The organism is Halobacteriovorax sp. (genome assembly GCF_041587335.1).
GTDB lineage: Bacteria > Bdellovibrionota > Bacteriovoracia > Bacteriovoracales > Bacteriovoracaceae > Halobacteriovorax.
Window position 1 is genome coordinate 1 of the sequence record NZ_JBFGYP010000021.1, and the last position, 17,250, is coordinate 17,250.

The 17,250-nt window shown below is 34.8% G+C and carries 17 protein-coding genes and 1 other RNA gene; 9 read left to right on the forward strand and 9 right to left on the reverse strand.

Features of this window, described 5'->3' with window-relative positions:
* Positions 1-233: 233 nt before the first annotated feature.
* Genes ABX784_RS05110 through aroC form a run of 3 tightly spaced genes read right to left on the reverse strand, consistent with a single transcriptional unit; the run spans position 234 to position 3,507 of the window.
* Positions 234-1,454, reverse strand: coding sequence for a 3-phosphoshikimate 1-carboxyvinyltransferase (locus ABX784_RS05110; protein WP_372653417.1), 1,221 nt, complete (start codon positions 1,452-1,454; stop codon positions 234-236).
* Between the two features lie 24 nt (positions 1,455-1,478).
* A complete protein-coding gene (locus ABX784_RS05115; protein WP_372653419.1) occupies positions 1,479-2,507 on the reverse strand; it encodes a 3-dehydroquinate synthase family protein in 1,029 nt (342 codons plus the stop codon).
* Positions 2,500-3,507: a chorismate synthase gene (aroC, locus tag ABX784_RS05120; protein WP_372653421.1), complete on the reverse strand. Its 1,008-nt coding sequence runs from the start codon at positions 3,505-3,507 to the stop codon at positions 2,500-2,502. The genes ABX784_RS05115 and aroC overlap by 8 nt, the downstream gene beginning before the upstream one ends.
* Positions 3,508-3,563: 56 nt before the next feature.
* Between aroC and ABX784_RS05125 the strand changes: the two genes are divergently transcribed.
* On the forward strand, positions 3,564-4,343 hold the full coding sequence (locus ABX784_RS05125) for a hypothetical protein (RefSeq protein ID WP_372653423.1): 780 nt from the start codon (positions 3,564-3,566) through the stop codon (positions 4,341-4,343).
* Between the two features lie 9 nt (positions 4,344-4,352).
* On the forward strand, positions 4,353-5,069 hold the full coding sequence (locus ABX784_RS05130; protein WP_372653425.1) for a zinc ribbon domain-containing protein: 717 nt from the start codon (positions 4,353-4,355) through the stop codon (positions 5,067-5,069).
* A gap of 9 nt (positions 5,070-5,078) precedes the next feature.
* Here the strand turns inward: ABX784_RS05130 and ABX784_RS05135 are convergent, their stop codons facing one another.
* Entirely contained in the window at positions 5,079-6,503 is a 1,425-nt protein-coding gene (locus tag ABX784_RS05135) for a TolC family protein (RefSeq protein ID WP_372653427.1), read from the reverse strand.
* Positions 6,504-6,634: 131 nt separating this feature from the next.
* On the opposite strand from ABX784_RS05135, the gene rnpB reads away from it, so the two are divergent.
* The 3 genes from rnpB to ABX784_RS05150 all read left to right on the forward strand — a co-directional run bounded on the left by rnpB (position 6,635) and on the right by ABX784_RS05150 (position 9,578).
* Positions 6,635-6,987: RNase P RNA component class A (rnpB, locus tag ABX784_RS05140), an RNA gene on the forward strand.
* A gap of 45 nt (positions 6,988-7,032) precedes the next feature.
* Positions 7,033-8,364: a twitch domain-containing radical SAM protein gene (locus ABX784_RS05145; protein WP_372653430.1), complete on the forward strand. Its 1,332-nt coding sequence runs from the start codon at positions 7,033-7,035 to the stop codon at positions 8,362-8,364.
* The gene (locus tag ABX784_RS05150) at positions 8,361-9,578 is read left to right on the forward strand and encodes a twitch domain-containing radical SAM protein (RefSeq protein ID WP_372653432.1); all 1,218 of its coding nucleotides are present in this window, start codon (positions 8,361-8,363) and stop codon (positions 9,576-9,578) included. Before ABX784_RS05145 ends, ABX784_RS05150 begins: the two co-directional genes overlap by 4 nt.
* Here the strand turns inward: ABX784_RS05150 and ABX784_RS05155 are convergent.
* From ABX784_RS05155 to ABX784_RS05165, 3 genes are read right to left on the reverse strand one after another with little or no spacing between them, the layout of a single operon-like run.
* A complete protein-coding gene (locus tag ABX784_RS05155) occupies positions 9,573-10,613 on the reverse strand; it encodes a hypothetical protein (RefSeq protein ID WP_372653435.1) in 1,041 nt (346 codons plus the stop codon). The genes ABX784_RS05150 and ABX784_RS05155 overlap by 6 nt on opposite strands.
* 24 nt (positions 10,614-10,637) lie before the next feature.
* A complete protein-coding gene (locus ABX784_RS05160) occupies positions 10,638-11,414 on the reverse strand; it encodes a hypothetical protein (protein WP_372653438.1) in 777 nt (258 codons plus the stop codon).
* The gene (locus ABX784_RS05165; RefSeq protein WP_372653440.1) at positions 11,411-12,031 is read right to left on the reverse strand and encodes a helix-turn-helix domain-containing protein; all 621 of its coding nucleotides are present in this window, start codon (positions 12,029-12,031) and stop codon (positions 11,411-11,413) included. The genes ABX784_RS05160 and ABX784_RS05165 overlap by 4 nt, the downstream gene beginning before the upstream one ends.
* A 196-nt stretch (positions 12,032-12,227) precedes the next feature.
* On the opposite strand from ABX784_RS05165, the gene ABX784_RS05170 reads away from it, so the two are divergent.
* The 3 genes from ABX784_RS05170 to ABX784_RS05180 all read left to right on the forward strand — a co-directional run bounded on the left by ABX784_RS05170 (position 12,228) and on the right by ABX784_RS05180 (position 13,539).
* Positions 12,228-12,758: a pentapeptide repeat-containing protein gene (locus ABX784_RS05170; protein ID WP_372653443.1), complete on the forward strand. Its 531-nt coding sequence runs from the start codon at positions 12,228-12,230 to the stop codon at positions 12,756-12,758.
* 201 nt (positions 12,759-12,959) lie between these two features.
* Positions 12,960-13,103, forward strand: coding sequence for a hypothetical protein (locus tag ABX784_RS05175; protein WP_372653445.1), 144 nt, complete (start codon positions 12,960-12,962; stop codon positions 13,101-13,103).
* Positions 13,104-13,284: 181 nt separating this feature from the next.
* Positions 13,285-13,539 carry a hypothetical protein gene (locus tag ABX784_RS05180; RefSeq protein WP_372653447.1) on the forward strand — a complete coding sequence of 85 codons (255 nt, stop codon included), beginning with the start codon at positions 13,285-13,287 and terminating at the stop codon, positions 13,537-13,539.
* Positions 13,540-13,555: 16 nt separating this feature from the next.
* Here ABX784_RS05180 and ABX784_RS05185 read toward each other — a convergent pair whose 3' ends face one another.
* Positions 13,556-15,121 (reverse strand): L-aspartate oxidase, encoded by a 1,566-nt coding sequence (locus ABX784_RS05185; RefSeq protein WP_372653450.1) that lies wholly within the window; start codon positions 15,119-15,121, stop codon positions 13,556-13,558.
* Positions 15,122-15,973 (reverse strand): carboxylating nicotinate-nucleotide diphosphorylase, encoded by an 852-nt coding sequence (gene nadC, locus ABX784_RS05190; protein ID WP_372653453.1) that lies wholly within the window; start codon positions 15,971-15,973, stop codon positions 15,122-15,124.
* A gap of 156 nt (positions 15,974-16,129) precedes the next feature.
* On the opposite strand from nadC, the gene ABX784_RS05195 reads away from it, so the two are divergent.
* Positions 16,130-17,242, forward strand: a complete 1,113-nt coding sequence (locus tag ABX784_RS05195; RefSeq protein WP_372653455.1) for a hypothetical protein — start codon at positions 16,130-16,132, stop codon at positions 17,240-17,242.
* Positions 17,243-17,250: the final 8 nt, after the last annotated feature.

The window sequence follows — 17,250 nt, forward strand, 5'->3', positions numbered from 1 at the left end:
ACCCATGCCCCATCAGAATTCTCTAAGGCAGCATTAAGTCTGTCAGACTCTTTATAAATTTTCATATATAGAAAGAAGTTAATCAGGATACTTACCTGAAGACATCCCATTAATAGTTTTTTACTCATAGTAATGATTATATGACAAAATTAATATATTCACTAAATATATTTAAGATATATTTTTTATTGATACACTTACCTTATGACCGATAAATCTTCTCAGATACTCTTTTAGCTCACGACTTCAAAAAAGTTATTAAATGACTTTGAAACACTTTCGATACTAGATAACTCACCACCACCATTGGCCCTTAAAAATAAATATGAGGCCATCACAATTCTATGATCATCAGGTGGAAATATATTTTTACTCTCACTGACTCGAGTAATATTTCCCGATATCGTAAGTAGATCATCTTCTTCATTATAAGTATTTTCTATATTATAAAGGTCTAAGAGCTTTTGAATTTCAACAAGTCTATCACTCTCTTTGTATTTTAATACACTTAAGTTACTTAAAGTTGATACTCCCTTAGTTCTTGAGCATATAAATGCAAGAGTAGGAACTAAATCAGGACAGTTTGAGCAATCCATATCTATTGGTAAGAATTCTTTCTCTCTAGTCAGCGTAAGACCTTCATTAGAAATACTTATCTCACATCCCATTTCTTTAAGAATATCTAAAAAGACTGAGTCAGACTGATATTGATCAACACTTGTACAATTGCTTATAGAAACACTTCCAAGGTCAGCTCCTAGAGCTAAAATATATGACATAGAGCTAAAGTCGACAGGAACTACAAATCTTCTGCTACCTTGCTTAAAGTCTCGGATTAAACTCTTAGTCATCTCCCAGTAGCTCACTGAATAGTTCATATCCTTAGGAAGGACATCTACATTTTGTGAAGAAAGACTTAATGCTAGAGCTGTAGCATGTTGAGTGGTTTTTGAAGCATCAGCAGTAATCATTCTTTGAGAGCAAGAAATTGGTCCTGAAATTGTAAGCCAACTTTCACACTGACTTACTGTTGCACCAATATCTACTAAGCTCTCTAATAAATCTGCTATAGGACGCTCTCTCATCCTTCCTTCTGGCTCTATTTTATAATTCTTTTTCCCAAGAGCAAGAAAAGGGATCAAGAATCTTGTTGTCGTTCCACCATCACCAGGAAAGACTTCTATAATTTCATCTGTATCGCTCTCACATTCCGGAAATGAATTTACGACTTGAATTCCATTTTCAATATCTAAGATTTTTAGTCCCACTACTCTTAAAGCAGCAATTAAATTAGTAACATCATGAGAGAGAGGTAGATTAATTATTTCGACACTTTCTTTACATAGAGAGGCAAGAATAATAACTCTATTTGCATAAGATTTTGAGCTTGGAACAACTACATTTTTGTTAAACTCTTCTGGAGTAACTGTAAATAACTCTTCATTTTCAATCATATTGCTCTCAACTTTCAAATGTTACTAAATACTACAAAGCTTTTTAATATCTTCTTTTTTATCAGAAATTTTATTTTCAATTTCACTAAAAGAAACAGATAAAATTTCGACATTTCCAATCTCTTTTAAGACAACAAGGTCTATGAGCTCAGATGACGTTGTCTTCTTATCCTTTCTTAAATAAAGCATTATATTTTCAACTGGAAATTCTTTATTTAACCAAGGAGATTCACCTAAATCGATATTTAAATTTTCTATAATTTTAAATATATCGGCCTTATACTTTCCGTCATTAAAGAGAATATCCATTAACAAGATTCCCCAAACAACGGAAATTCCATGTGGCAGATGGTATTCCTTCTCTATTGCATGACCAAACGTATGGCCAAAGTTTAATATTTTTCTTCTTCCAGTTTCTTTAAAGTCTTCTGTAACTACTTCTTCTTTAAATTGAACACAGTCTTTTATCAAAGACTTTACTTCCACATCAGGAATTATCTTGGCATAGATATCTCTTGATAAAAGAGCATACTTAACGATCTCACCTGCCCCACTAGATATTTCTTTTTGATCCAACGTCTCTAAGAATGAGTCACACACCCAGATATTTTCCGGATGATGAAAAGCACCAATGAGATTCTTCCCTTGAGGAGAATTTATTGCAACCTTTCCTCCAATCGCTGCATCAACCATAGAGAGTAGAGTCGTAGGAATTGTAGACCACTTAACACCTCTAAGCATCAGTGCCGCAACCATTCCAGAGAAGTCACTCGTTGCGCCTCCACCAAGAGAGACTACGTGAGCTTTTCTATGAACATTTCTAGATAGAAAAAAGTCTAAGGCAGATGAAAGGTTTTCAAAATCTTTTACTTTCTCTCCATCAGGAGCTTTCCATAAGAGAACATTCTTTCCATCTATATTGAGCAACGAGAGAGTTTTTGAATACAAACTCCAAACATTTAAATCAGCGACGATTAAAATCAAGTCGGTATCTAGACTTCTTAACTTCTCTTTTAAAAAGTCCATTTTACAAAATTCAATTCTACTACTCATTAATTTCTCCATCTCCATAAGCTCTTTGTCTCAGTAAATGATCTGCTAGAACACACTTCACCATTGCCTCAACGACAGGAACTGCTCGTGGAAGAATGCATGGATCATGTCTTCCTGCTTTAGCTTTTTCACCAACAGTTGAAGTAGGCTTGAATGTTGTTGTTAGAAAAATATCTTCTCCATTTGATATTCCACCTTCAATTCCACCAAAGTTCCCCCTATGCGTTGAAACTTCACTCCCCATCATATTTGCCATCTCTTCACCTAATCCAAAGGAGAATGAAACACAGGCCCCTATAGACAATAAGCTTTTTGCAAAGTCAGCTTTTAATTTATCAAAGGCCGGCTCACCAAGTCCCATAGGAGTTCCTTCTATCAATACAGAGATCCTTCCTCCTACCGATTCACCATTTGCCTTTAGTCCTAAAAGATATTTTTTTATTTCTGTATTTTTTTCTGTATTTGGAAAGTTATAAGGAGAGATATCTAAATTCTCCCTAAGCTCATCAACACTGGATTCAAAGGGCCCCATCTTTGATATAAAGGCCCTTACTTTAATTTTCGGTATCATTAGACCCGCAAAGTATCCCGCAATAACTCTAGCGAGAGTTTCTCTACCAGAAGATCTTCCACCACCTCGGTGATCACGAATTCCATACTTGTTCTGAGTCGTTTCATCTGCATGGCCAGGTCTATATTCAGTTTTTAGTTTATCGTAATCTTTACTTCTTTGATTTGTATTTCTAACAATTACAGCAATAGGTGTTCCAAGAGTTTTCCCATCGTATACTCCAGATAGAACTTCGGCCGTATCAGCTTCTTTTCTGTTAGTTGTTCCTGCAACTCTCCCCGGGGCCCTTCTATCTAACTCAACTTGTAAATCACTCAGACTAAATTCTAGTCCTGCAGAAACTCCATCAAGAACTACTCCTAACGCTTCTCCATGAGACTCTCCAAAGGTAACGAAAGAGAATAATTTACCAAATTTATTGCCACGCATATTTTGCTCTCTACTTGAAAAATGGGCAGTTATATTTCTAACTACCTGTAAATTAATTGTCTTATCTATTATGCCAGAAGGTTGAACATTTGTGGGAAAATGTTCAGGAGTTGTTACAGCTAATCGAGGTTCACATGATAGATGGCAGAACAGCATTGCATGATATTCAAGAGATATCGAAAATACTTGAGAAAATCAGTAGTCACGGCAATAGTTTAGAATTTTGTCAGACTGTTAATGGACTAACCTATCGCAGCCAGTCATTGATAAAGTTTATCAATAACTACTCCTATGATATTTCTCTAAGACCAAAAGACAAACTAAATCGTTTTCAATTTATTCCTGATATACCTATCTTTGCTAAAAATGATGTAAATAGCATTGTGTTTAAGTGTGAGATCAAAAAACTTAATCATCATAATCTAATCGTCGCAAATTTTCCTGAGTTACTCTATCTATTAGATACTCGAGAAGGGCAAAGGTTAAATTTTGAAAGTTTGCACCTTCCTTTAATTTTTAAAAATGAAAATATAAACGACTACCAACTGAGAAAACTCTATTTTGGAGGAACACTTTGCAACTTCTCAACCAATGGACTCTCTCTAATAGTTTATGATGAAATTTGTAAAAATTATGAGTTAGGTGACAAGATCAAATTCTCTACAATAAATGGCTACTCACTTATCGAACCAATCACGGGAGAACTTGTCTATAATGAAAAGGTTCTAGATCCTAGTATAACTCCCTCAAGCAAACTAGCGATTAGATTTGACAGAGCAATACCAATAAAGCAAATTCTTAAGTACATAGATAATCAAATCTATATTAATGCCTAAGAATAAACTATGGAACATTTCAAAAACTTTATCGAGATACAAGCACTCTTAAAGAAAATCTCAGCACATGAAGAAAATATTCAATCTCATCAAAATAGAATCAATTTCGTAGAAACTTCTAGAGAGAAGAGAGTTCAATCAAGGGATACTTTATCTTTACGTAAGGAAGAATTAACTAAAGAGTCCCAAGAATTAGAAAAGAATTTATTCGATAAAGAGAAAGATCTAACTAGGGCCAATGAAAACTCTAGTAAAGCAAGTAATCAAGCTCAGGCAACAGCTCTTGAAAATGAAATTCAAAGCTTAGAGCCACAAATTGATCAAATCCAAGAGAGTATTCTTACTATACTTGAAGAAATTGAAGAGCTTGAAACACAAATCAGTGAAGCTGATGAGTTTCTAAAAGGTTCACTTGAGACTCTTGAAGAACTTAGGAGCGAAGTAAATTCAGATATAGAGAAAGAGAATAAAGAAATTTCAAATTACTCTAATAGAATGACTGCGCTTCTTGAAGCATTGGAAAATACTCAAAGAAAGTTCTTCGAGCAAACATTGAAAAATATTAAAGATAAACAAGTTATCTCATTTTTAAATGGAAAGTTGTGCTCTCGCTGTCGTTATGAGGCCTCAAGTACGCAAATAACAGAAATAGAAAATGGTCGATCAATCGAAGTCTGTGACAATTGTTCTAGAATCCTTATTCCATCTACAATAAATAGCTTCTAATAACTGAAGCTATTTTATTACTGCTTCTTGCAACTTACCTCTTAGATAGGCCAATGTGCTAAAATTAGAGTCTTTTAAGTAAAGATAGTTAACGTAAGACTCTTGAGTACTTATTAAGTCTTCCTCAGCTCTAATGACTTGGTCTAGAGTTGCTCTACCTCTTGAGTAAAGTCTGTTGTACTCCTTAAGGGTCTTATTTGCTAACTCAAGCCTCTTCGTCGCAGACACTAATAAGACATCGACCTCTTTCTGTCGTTGTAAGAGAGAGCTTTCTTGCTCTTTTAAAGTAAGGAGTATTTTACGGGACTCCATCTTCACTTTATTTAATTCAATAGAGCTTGCTTTCTTTGTTAGATCCTCAACTTTAGATCCAATATTCCAAGTCAAAGTTAGACCCACAGTCAGTTCATTATTATCACTACCAATGACTCCATCAGATATAGGACTACTCGATGATTCATAATTATTTGTTGAATATGAAGTTCCAAAAACAAGACTTGGATAAACAGCGTGATCGGCCTTCTTTGAGCTATCAATCAAGTAGTCTATTTGTTTCTTTGTTTTTAAGAAATTCTTATTATCTTCAATTTTTCCCTCAACCTTTTCAACTTCGCTTTCGGCACTAAGGCTATAGTTTAAAATATTTTCAACATTGATTTCTCTGTGAACCTTTTTAGATAAGCTCTCAAGACTTGATTGAAGAGAGATCATTTCCGACATATAACTTTCTTTAGATGCCAGCTCCAACGTTTGAGCACTATACAAATCAACCTTTTCGCTTAGACCATCACGCACTCTACGCTTGATGAGCTCTAACCTTTTATTTGTTCTTTGTAGGGCGGCTTTTTTTAATTCAACGTTTGCTTTATCTAACTTGGCCTTTAAATATTCAGAAACAAATGTATAGAGGTTTGTCTCAACCGTATAATCACTTGCCTTCTTTTGATATTCATAAGTCTTTTCAGCAATATCTAAACCAAGAGAATCTCTTCGACCTAAGAAGTTATTCCAAAGGTCCTGTTCCAAAGAGATTGTTTGAGTAAACCCCTTATTATTTTGAGAGACATTTACATTATTAGTATAATCTACAAGTGTGTTTGAAAGACTAATCTCTGTACCTGTGAAGAATTCTTTTGAAATTGTTAAATTATAAGAAGTTGTATCTGTATCATTTGGTAATAGAGTTGCATTACTAATCAACAAAGAAGAACTTCTAGCTAGTTTAGAGCTAGTGCTCTCACCACTGGCGGATAGTGTCCAAGATTTAGAGTAAAAGGTTGCCTCTTTTTCTAAAGAGTTAATCTCTAGATTCATTCTTTGAGTCTCATTTAAAGACCCATTTTTCAAAAATTCGACTGAAAGTGATGAAAGAGCAGCATTTGCTGTAGTAGAGATTGTCGCTGTAAATAGCCCAATTATAAGAAGATATTTCATAATTTATTACCTAAAAGCTTAAATATATTGTCTTAAAGTTTTATCATATGGCCCAGAACAATTCTATCCAATGCAGTCTTTTATTATAATACATTTGACGAAGTAAATAACTTAGTGCATAAAAAGTGCTCCGAGATGGGAAGGCTATCGCCGGTGAAGTTTACTTCACGGGAGGAAAGTCCGGGCTCCACATGGCGATGTAGCGGGTAACTCCCGTCCACCGCGAGGTGAGGACAAGTGCAACAGAAAGTATGTACAGGGGTCTGAGAACGTAAGGGGTAGCTTCGGCCGACCTTGCTTCGAATCTTAATTGATACCTGCTGTAGTGAAAACAGGTAAACTCTACGTGGTGCAAGCTTAAATAGGCCTGTGTTAAGGACGGCCAGTCCATACAGGCGGGTAAAGCGCTCGAGTCATAGGGCAACTTATGACCTAGACGAATGATAGTTCACGACAAAACCCGGCTTATCTCCCATCTCGGTCTTTTATTGCATTTGCATAAAATTACTTATCTGAGTACTATTTAAGTGTGAAGAAAGACCCTCCAAATAAAGCGTTTTGCATAGCTCCTTGGACGCATACGTTCATTAGTCCCCAAAGTGAGAGAAGACTCTGCTGTGCAAGTAGAGAAGAATTTGATTTTGCAAGACAGTACCTAGATAGCAATTTCGAAAATCAAGATACTTCTAAAGAATACAGGCCCACCTCTTTAAAAGAGTATTGGAATGGAAGCTTTATAAAATCAATTAGAAAGAAAATGCTCAATGGAGAAATTCCAGATGAATGCAGTGTTTGTCATCACAAAGAGCTCACTCTTTCGACATATAGAGACTATTTTAATAAAGAGCTCTTCCCGCATTTAATTCAAGATGCAATCAAAGATACAGCGGAAGATGGCAGTATATCAACAATGCCAAAATCTTACGACTATAGGTTTGATAATACCTGCAACTTTAGCTGCAGGATGTGTGGAGACCAGCTTTCGTCGAAATGGGAAAAAGAAAAGGTAGAAAACAATCTATGGGATGAAGATACTGATCCATGGCTTGTTCCAAAATTGAATAAAGAAATTAAAAATTTTCAAAAAAATGTTGTTACAGCAGAATTTAACTATGCTCTTAAGAACAATCAAATAGAAGAGATCTATTGGGTTGGAGGTGAGCCCTTACTATGGGACATTCACTGGAAGAGCATGCAATATCTCGTAGAGACAAACCAAGCCTGCAATACAATTATTAGATATAATACGAACCTCTCTCTTGTATCTAAAGGAGAGCTTAATCTCTTTGACGATTTACTAATACACTTTAAGAAAGTGATCTTACTTGTAAGCATTGATGGGGCAGAAGATATTGGTGAATATATACGGACAGGATTAAAATGGAAATATTGGCTTGATAACTTAAAAAAAGCTAAAGAATGTTCTCTTAAAAATCAAAATGTTGAACTTGCTCTAGATATAACTCTAACTCTTCCCGGATTATTTAGTTTGAAGAAGATGATTGACCTGAGTAATGATCTCAAAATCAATATTTATCCAAAGCTCGTTTACGCTTTTGATGCTTCTATTATTCTATCTCCCTTAGCTCTTCCAAAGGAAGTTTTAACAGAGATATTAAATGATCTCATAAAGTATAACCTTCTAAATCTTACTGAATACACAAAGGGAATGTTAGAGCTTCTTCTTGATTTAAAGAAAAGACAGACTCATGAAGAGAAGTTTCCAAATAACTTTTCCAATCAATTATCAGAAGGGAAAAAGAAACACCTTAAAACAGAATCCATTCGAAAAGATAAGTATACACTTGCTGATATTTTGAAAGAAAATAAAAAGGCTACACAGTGGTGGGAGTCATTATGAGTTGTACATTTTGTCCCCTTCCCTGGACTCACTTAAGTACACACCCCATAGGAGAAGTATCTCTTTGCTGTATTGCTGACCATACGAATTCTCTGGGTAGTGCTAAAAACCATAATGACAGTCAAACGCTATCTTTAAACAATACAGATATTAACTCGATAATAAATTCTGACTCATTTAAAGAAGCTCGTTTAAAAATGCTTAATGGTGAACGACCTAAAGCATGTATGGTCTGCTATAAAAATGAAGACAAAAAAGCTCTCAGTAGAAGACAGGAAGAAGTAGACAAGAAAATGTTTACAATCGAAGACGCCAAGAGCATCACTCTCCCAGATGGAGAAATCCCAGTAACACTACAAAACTTAGAGCTTAGATTAGGAAATAAATGCAACTTAAAATGTACGACCTGTAACCCAGCAAGTTCATCTTCATGGACAAAGGAATACAGAGAGATTTCAGCAGACAAAGATATAAAGCTTGGAGTTGACTACAGCGAACTAAAAGAAGAAATGTTCTCATGGCCGGAGAGAGAAAATTTCTGGGTAGATATTGCTAAGTACTCAAAGGATATTAATTTCATCAATATAAATGGTGGGGAACCAATGCTCTACCCTAAGCAATCTTATTTTTTAAAATATTTAATTGATAACAATTTAAGTAAGAATATAACTTTAGAATATAATATTAACTTATCCACAATCTCAGAAGAGATAATCTCTCACTGGAAGCATTTTAAAAAAGTTATTATAAAATGCAGTATAGATGATATAGATAGAAGAAATGAGTTTATTCGTTACCCTTTAAAGTGGGATAAAACTGTATCAAACTTCAAAAGAATAATTGACCTTGATGTAGAAGTCTATATTTTACAAACTCTTAGTATTTATAATTTCCTTACTTTTGAAGAAGTTTACACAACACTAAAGAAACTGAGAAAGGACATTATTTATAGTATAAATTTAGTAACCGAACCCTTTTTCCTATCTCCATTGAGTCTCCCGCCATCAGAAAGAAAGAAAAAAATGAAAGAGGTATTTGGTTTAATTCCAGACAAACAGTACTCTAGACTTATTAAGCAATTTTATAATAATGAGCATGAAGCGAGTCACCTCAGAATGTTTCAAAGGTATAATTCAATTTTAATAAAGAATAGAAAAAATAACTTCGACGAAGATTTCAAAAAACTAAGTAGTATTTTAGATCAATATTTATAGTACTTTATTTAAAAGCTTAATCGTTGTTGTTGTAAAGTTCACATTATCAAAATCTTTTTTATAAAAATCAAAATCATCACTATTGAAGAATTTTGAAAATTCTTTCTCACTCATCTCTAAAATATGATTAGTAATTTTATACTTTGTAATTGATGATTTAAAACTAACTTTACCTTCCATCAAGTTCTTTAATTTCGAAGGGGCTTTAGGATATTGAACAATTTTCTTATCTGTTGATTTAATAATAAACGTTGGAACTTCAATTTGACCATGAAGCCATTGCTTACTTGATTTTACATACCCTAAAACTTTCTTATTTTTTACGACGACGACTCTTAAAAGTTCAAGGTCATGCTTCTCAACAGTCTTTGATTGCACATTAGGAATTAAGTCAACTTTACCTAATTTATAAGATTCACAAGACTTATTCATTGGGCAAATGAGGCAATCTGCTTTTCTCGACTGACAAATCACTCTACCAAGGTCCATGAAGGCTTCATTTAATTTACGAGAGTTTTTATTAGTTAACTCTTTTAAAATCTCTTTATCATAGAATCTTCTGTAGATTTCTTTTTGAAGTTTTGGACCTTTCACAACATCAATGGCAAATAATCGAGCTATAACTCTCTCTAGGTTAGCATCAACTGCCAAGGCCTTCTTCCCTGCACCAATACCAACAATTGCATTTGCTGTGTAATCACCTATTCCTTTAATTGATTTCAAAGTTTCAATATCAACAGGAATATCTCCATTAAATCTTTCTTTAATTTCTTTTGCTGCATTTAATAAATTCCTGGCCCTTCTATAGTAACCAAGCCCTTTCCAAGCAATACAAACCTCTTCTTCAGTACTTTGAGCAAGAGATTCTAATGTTGGATATTTTTCTAAGAATTTATCAATATGGTTCACTACTGTTTGAACAGTAGTCTGTTGCAACATTATTTCAGATACAAGGGTCACATAGAGAGATCTATTCACTCTCCAAGGTAAGTGAGAGTGCTGATCGTTAGACCATGAAAGGAGTTTTTTATACATGATATCTTTTACTTGAAATGAGGACTATTTACAATACTTAGAAACTGTTTTCTCAGTCATTTCCTGAACATCTTTCATATAGTATCTCTTACCTTCCCCTCCATATATGGTGGCAGGAATAGAATCAAGAAAGTCCTTAAGTTCTAATGAAAGCTCGTCAATATCAGTAAGTACGTATAATTGTTTTGCTGATGAATCTTTAATCCATCTCATTAATCTTTTCTGATCATTTAATCCATAATTTACGCAGGAAGATGAGAGATCTCCCATCTCTTTCAACGATGTATCAAAGAGTTGAATATTTACTTTCTCTGCACACCCTTCACGAAATTTTCTTGCAACGATTCTTCTTTGACAGTAGTTCGGATCTTTACTGTAGTCCACTGACCTCATACTAGAGCTAGTATCTATCCAAATTTCAACGAGTGCTTTTTCAGTACTTTCTTTCTTTGCTTTTCCACAAAAAATGTCAAAGTAATTCCCATCTTCACATTTTATTAAATCAATATCCACAGCATTAATAGTATTTTGCGGAACTTGGGTAGGCCTTTCTTTAACTGCTATAGTTGTCTTTTCAACATAACCTAACTGAGGATGAAAGCATCCATCTCCCATTGGAACACATTCGGGATCTTCTTCTAGGACATTCTTAGCTGTTAATTCAGAAAAACGAATCTGACCATCTTCAATTTTTCTCATAAGAGAAACTCCATCTCCAGAAATAAAAAAGAAGTGCACATGCTCAGGAAGAGCAAATGTATTAAGAGAAAGAGTGAATAGAATAAAAATAATCTTATTCAAATAGTCATTCCTTTTTGCCTAAAAAATCTAAAGAGATCATTACCTAAATCAACAATTAAATCTCTTCCTTCAATATCTAAATTTAAAAAGTCACTCATGTAGGCCTTTTGCCTAGGAGTAAGACTTTCTAATTTTTCTTTAATAGTTAGGTCCTCACCTCTCCTTCCTTCAAATGGAATACTTTGAGACTTACCACCAACTTTTATCTTTGCAGTCACATTCTGGTTGGCCGTTCCTCCGCCAAGAGCATCTGCAAACGTTTCTTCAAAATCTTTCTTTTGAGTTGGGCCTTTAGTTTCAGTATAACTCGGCTCTTCCCTAGAGAATTCGTCTTCGTCCTCTTTGTAAAACTTCACCAGCTTTATAAAGTGATCTGCATACTCCTCTTCGACAAAATCAATCATTTCATGAAGGGGGATATTTAACTTTGCCGTTATCTTAGCGACAAGCTGCGGGTTAACGTCAGAGGTTTTCTGAGCTAGAAACCTACTCATTGTTGAAACACCAACATCTGTTATCTCTGCTAAATCTTTTTGCGATAAGGAACCACGTACTTGCATATACTTACGTACTACACCTAGGTACTCTGCAATTTTATCTTGATTGAAATTTGACATCTTCCATCTCCAAGTCACTGTTATTACGAAAAAGCATATTAAATTAACGCTTCTGAGTGCTTGTAATCATTATCGGAATTGCAAAAAAATTCCTTAATGCAATTTTAACTCTTGACGCAATCAGTCAAATAAATTAAGATTTAATTGCACGGAGCAACTAGCTTGCACCAAAAACACAGACTCGGGAGTAGCAGACATGAAAACTCTAACTCAATTCTTTAATCCTTTTTTGAATGAGAGCCAGATGGACGCTAAGTATGAAGTTATCGAGAATATGATAGTAAATACTAAAGAATTCAAAGGCTTGAGTATTTCAGGTTCTCTCTTCTCTCTCACTACCTTTAAGAATGTTACTTTCGAGTCCTGTGTTTTCTACGGTTCAAAAATTGAAAATTGCAAGTTTGTAAATTGCAATTTTATTGATTGCGAATTTCAATTTACAAGCGTTTCACATTGCAAGTTCAATGGAACAAGCTTAGAAAATTGCAAATGGGATTACTCTCCCATTAAAAGAACAGAGTTCAATTTTTCTTATTTATGTGCAGTGACCATGCACTACAGCTCTCTAGAGAGCAATAATTCTCATAGCTCATGCACGAGCAATGCTGACCTTACTTGGGAGCAAGCACTAGTGGCAGAGGAAGCCACGGCAAATAAGACTCAACACGAGCAAGAAGACTTCACAAGCTTAGTTGAGAACTTCTTATTTGGTAAACAAGCAGCTTAAACTATTGAAATAACGAATATAGCTCAAATTGCCTCAAGGATGTATTCGAAAGACATATCTTTATATAGCGAGGCAACTTATCTACTTCAGTACTGATAAAAGGATTTATCACCTGGACTACTCAAGGCCCTACCCACTGATCTGGCACCTTCGGGTGCCAGAGCTCATCTTCAAAAGAGTAGCGCAACCTTAGGAGTTATCATGAAAGAATTAATTGCATCACTTCTACTATCTTTTTTAATTACTGAGACTGCACAGGGTGTAGTGACTAAATATAAGAGTAAAATTCTCCCTGACGCTCCTATTGAGCAATACCTTGAAAACTTGGAAACTAACCTAGAATAATTGGCAAAAAGTACTGTAACTAACTAAGAGTACGTAAAAGTTAAAAAATATCAATAAATTTAGCAATCAACAGAAACTACATATAAGTAAATGAAATTTAACCAATATCGAATTTTATTTAGAAAATTCTTATATCCATTTTAAAATACTTCCATAGCACGTAAAACGGAGGCGCTGGTAGATGGATAACGTCGATTTAGAAGAGAAGCTTTATGATCAATACCGAGAAGAATTAAAGATGGCCTACGACAGCTGTCTTCACACTGGGACATTCTTTGCTGGTGAATTCAATGGACATGTAAATACGATATGGACCTACGCTAAAGATGATGGAATTTCTGAAGCAGTCTTTCAAGATATTATTGACGAGGTGGCAAACCAGCACGTCGACTCTGTTATCTATCCCTTTCCAACTTTAATGAATATTGCAGCCTAACTCTATAACTAGTGGGTTAGCTTTTTCGATAAAAGCAGCCCACTGATTCTTTATTTCTTCTCGATGAGTTTAAAACCATATAACCCACTTCAACAGCATTTCTTAGTCCTATAAGGCTATCTTTCAATTCTGCATTCTTATAAAATCTTTCAATTTCATCGTAGAGTTCACTAAACATGGCGTCTGCTCTCTTAAGTCTATGAGAAGTTCTCGTTAGTCCAACATAGTTCCACATCGTCTGTTTTAGAGTTAACCAATCTTGAGAGATGAGAGCATTGTCGGCCTCTAAGTGACCCTTTCTCCAATCTTGAATTTTGTGAGCGTCGTAGAGTGACGCCGTATCTAATTTATTAGCAATATTTTCAGCAGCAATATAACCCCAAGTAAGTCCTTCTAAAAGAGAAGTTGAAGCCAGTCTATTTGCACCGTGAAGTCCAGTACATGCCACTTCTCCAACAGCGTATAATCCCTTAAGGTTTGTTTGCCCCTTAAGATTTGTTTTTACTCCGCCACATGTATAATGAGCCGCAGGAACAACAGGGATTGGTTCAGAGGTAATATCTACATTTTTTTCAAGGCAATGTTCATATATTGTTGGAAATCTCTCTTTTAACCAAGAGCTATCTTTATGAGAGATATCTAAATAAACACAGTCGTGTCTTGTTTCAATAATCTCATCAGCAATTGCTCTAGAGACAACATCCCTAGGTGCAAGCTCTCTATCTGGATGATACTTCTCCATAAAAGCGACACCATTTGAGTTTATAAGCTTTCCGCCCTCGCCTCTTATGGCCTCTGAGATCAAGAATCTTCTATGAGAAGAACTATCAAAGAAAGTCGTTGGATGAAATTGAATAAATTCCATATTGGTAAGAATCGCTCCTGCCCTTTTGGCCATTGCGTGTCCATCACCTCTTGCCCCTTCAGAGTTAGAATGGTGAAGGTATAGTCCACCAATTCCTCCGGTGGCAAGAATTGTAAACTTAGAAATAACTTTTGCGACCTCTTTCGTTTCTTGATTTAAAGCATAAACTCCAACTACATAATTATCTTCATAGCGCTGTTGAATGCGTACTCCATGATGAACAGGAGTTAGAAGGTCAATAGCCGTGTGCTTAGTAAGCAAGTGAACATTTGGAAATCTATTCTTATCACTTAAATAATTTAATAGTGAAATTTGTATTTCTCTACCAGTGTAGTCACCTTGATAAAGAATTCTATCTCTTGAGTGGGCGGCTTCTCTTGTAAATAAGAGTTCTCCATTCTCATCTTTTGCAAAGTTTGTTTTAGATTTATCGATTAGGATCTCTTCTAATATTTTTCCGGATCTCTCTTTTAGAATTGATGCTGCACTTTCATTTGCAGTAAACGAAGAAGCTCTCTGAATATCATCTAGAAGGTCTGTATCATCTCCGTGTGGATAGATAATTCCTCCCTGAGCGTAGAGAGTATTTGAAACTTTTGGATCTTCATCTCGAGTTAGAATACCTACTTTAATCCCCGTTTCAGCAAGCTTTGCTGCAGAGGTTAGCCCCGAAATACCACAACCAATAATTAAAACATCATATTCATATACTGACATTTATGACCTCTTATACTTAAGAGAGAGATCCACTGCTGGAGCATCATAAGTCATTGAGCCAATACTTATAGCATCGACACCTGGGATTAAATAATTTTCGATTGTATCTATTCTTATTCCACCAGAGACTTCAAAAGTAACACCACTTGGCTTAATGGCCACGGCCTTCTGTATATCTTCAGGGGAGAAGTTATCTAGCATAAAATGTTTGATTCCAAGTTCAAAGCCTGCTTGTAGTTCAGCAAGGTCATGAATTTCAACTTCGATAGGTGTATAAAAACCATTCATCGATCTAAAGAAGTCGACAGCTTCCTTTACTCCACCAAAGAATGACTTATGGTTATCCTTAACCATCCACATATCACTTTGTCCAAGACGATGATTGTACCCACCACCAGCTCTTACGGCATACTTCTCGAGACCTCTAAGACCAGGGGTTGTTTTACGAGTATCTAATATCTTTGTTTCTGAATTCTTTGCAAGCTCTACAAACTTAGCAGTAAACGTTGCGATAGAGCTCGCTCTCTGTAATAAGTTAAGCGCTATTCTCTCACCAGTTAAAGCTAGAGAAAAAGGAAGGTCGAAGTGAATCTCAGCTTTGTCTTCTTTCTTAAAGCTTTTCCCTTCATTTTTTAATAATTCAGTAGAGTCTAAATCTGCACCAAGGTGATTGAAGGCCCCAAAGAAATAAGGTAGTCCCGCCAGAACTAAATCATCCTTAATCTTTAGTGAGCAAGCAACATTATCATTTGGAAGACTTGAGATATAAGAATGATTTCTTGATAAGTCATCTTCTAAAAAAAAGTGTTCAAAGTCTTTCTCTAAAGATTTTTCGATTAAAGTACGGTTCATACAGGCTCCTATAGGATAATTCATATCTCTTTAGAAACAATAAGTTAAGTCTTAATACCTATCTCTAAGACAATTGATGCCCGTAAGAATAGAGTCTATTAAAATCAGAGAGTTATAAGTTCCTCAATTTCATTCATTTTGCTATTAAGAGCTCCTATGTCCAACTGGCGCTTTCCATTCATATTGGTAATAAGCTCTATTCTTCTCTTCATTAATCTTCAAAATAAGAGACCAGACTTTAGAGTGACTAGAACACCATACTTAATTAGTAATCACTTACACAAAATGAAGAGAATTCAAAGTCGAGAGGACTTCGCTTTGAGTAGGGCCTTTATTCTAGGTGACAAGAGAAGTTTAACAAAGAATTTAAAAAAGATATTTACAAAGCTGCACACAAACCATCTCTTTACTCCTAGTGGTATTCACTTTAGCTCTTTCTTTATTATTTTCCTTCCTCTTATTAGAAGACTTAGGAAAAAGGGATTTAAGAAGTCATCTCTAATAATAGAGTTGTCGCTTTGCCTTTTACCTTTTGGACTAGCACAATTCTATTCTCTAAAGCGGATATCTATTCTCAGGATAACCAATTTATTCTTTAAGAAATTAAAAATTAAATTAGATATATTCTATATATTTATGATTAGTTTTATATTCGATTTTATATTTGGAACTTATCAATATAATCCTATGAGCTTTACCTTTAGCTTTTTATTCCTTGGAAGCTTACTCTCAACGCCTAAGCTCTCATCAATTGCATTCTCATTTTTTACTGCGAACCTACTTCTAACATTATTTCTTAATACATCTGTTTCCTTTGTAGGTTTTTTCCTAGGCTTTCTACTCACTTCAATTTTTTCATTCTTATTCCCCTTTCTTTTTATCTTTTACTGGGTAAGTTCATTGATACAGGTTGATATGGCCTTCCCTTTTTTATATGTCATTAGAACTACTTCCGAGATTTTTTTTGATCTATCATCTCTTTCATTTGACTCTGAAATAGATTTCTTTGGACTCATTTTTCTTCTCTTCTACTCAGGAAGTAGAAAACTAAGATACTTATTATTTGCTCTAATACTTTCTAGTTCTAGAATTTATAATGTTCCTACAGATAGAATAAAACTCAAAACAAATGAGTCCATACAAGTTCTAACAAGTTGGAATATAGATGGTGGTGTTGAGAAATCTAAGAATAAAAATATAAGTTGTAGAAGAAAGATTTTATTTGATGGGCATCAGATTAGATGTCGAAAGAAAATGAAGAGAAGGTGAATCACCCT

What these genes read in the sequence shown, in the direction of transcription:
- ABX784_RS05170 (WP_372653443.1), top strand. Translation starts at nt 12,228, where the DNA reads ATGAAAACTCTAACTCAATTCTTTAATCCTTTTTTGAATGAGAGCCAG.
- ABX784_RS05185 (WP_372653450.1), bottom strand. Translation starts at nt 15,121, where the DNA reads ATGTCAGTATATGAATATGATGTTTTAATTATTGGTTGTGGTATTTCG.
- ABX784_RS05180 (WP_372653447.1), top strand. Translation starts at nt 13,285, where the DNA reads ATGGATAACGTCGATTTAGAAGAGAAGCTTTATGATCAATACCGAGAA.
- ABX784_RS05135 (WP_372653427.1), bottom strand. Translation starts at nt 6,503, where the DNA reads ATGAAATATCTTCTTATAATTGGGCTATTTACAGCGACAATCTCTACT.
- ABX784_RS05155 (WP_372653435.1), bottom strand. Translation starts at nt 10,613, where the DNA reads ATGTATAAAAAACTCCTTTCATGGTCTAACGATCAGCACTCTCACTTA.
- ABX784_RS05150 (WP_372653432.1), top strand. Translation starts at nt 8,361, where the DNA reads ATGAGTTGTACATTTTGTCCCCTTCCCTGGACTCACTTAAGTACACAC.
- nadC (WP_372653453.1), bottom strand. Translation starts at nt 15,973, where the DNA reads ATGAACCGTACTTTAATCGAAAAATCTTTAGAGAAAGACTTTGAACAC.
- ABX784_RS05110 (WP_372653417.1), bottom strand. Translation starts at nt 1,454, where the DNA reads ATGATTGAAAATGAAGAGTTATTTACAGTTACTCCAGAAGAGTTTAAC.
- ABX784_RS05115 (WP_372653419.1), bottom strand. Translation starts at nt 2,507, where the DNA reads ATGAGTAGTAGAATTGAATTTTGTAAAATGGACTTTTTAAAAGAGAAG.
- ABX784_RS05130 (WP_372653425.1), top strand. Translation starts at nt 4,353, where the DNA reads ATGGAACATTTCAAAAACTTTATCGAGATACAAGCACTCTTAAAGAAA.
- ABX784_RS05175 (WP_372653445.1), top strand. Translation starts at nt 12,960, where the DNA reads ATGAAAGAATTAATTGCATCACTTCTACTATCTTTTTTAATTACTGAG.
- ABX784_RS05195 (WP_372653455.1), top strand. Translation starts at nt 16,130, where the DNA reads ATGTCCAACTGGCGCTTTCCATTCATATTGGTAATAAGCTCTATTCTT.
- aroC (WP_372653421.1), bottom strand. Translation starts at nt 3,507, where the DNA reads ATGCGTGGCAATAAATTTGGTAAATTATTCTCTTTCGTTACCTTTGGA.
- ABX784_RS05165 (WP_372653440.1), bottom strand. Translation starts at nt 12,031, where the DNA reads ATGTCAAATTTCAATCAAGATAAAATTGCAGAGTACCTAGGTGTAGTA.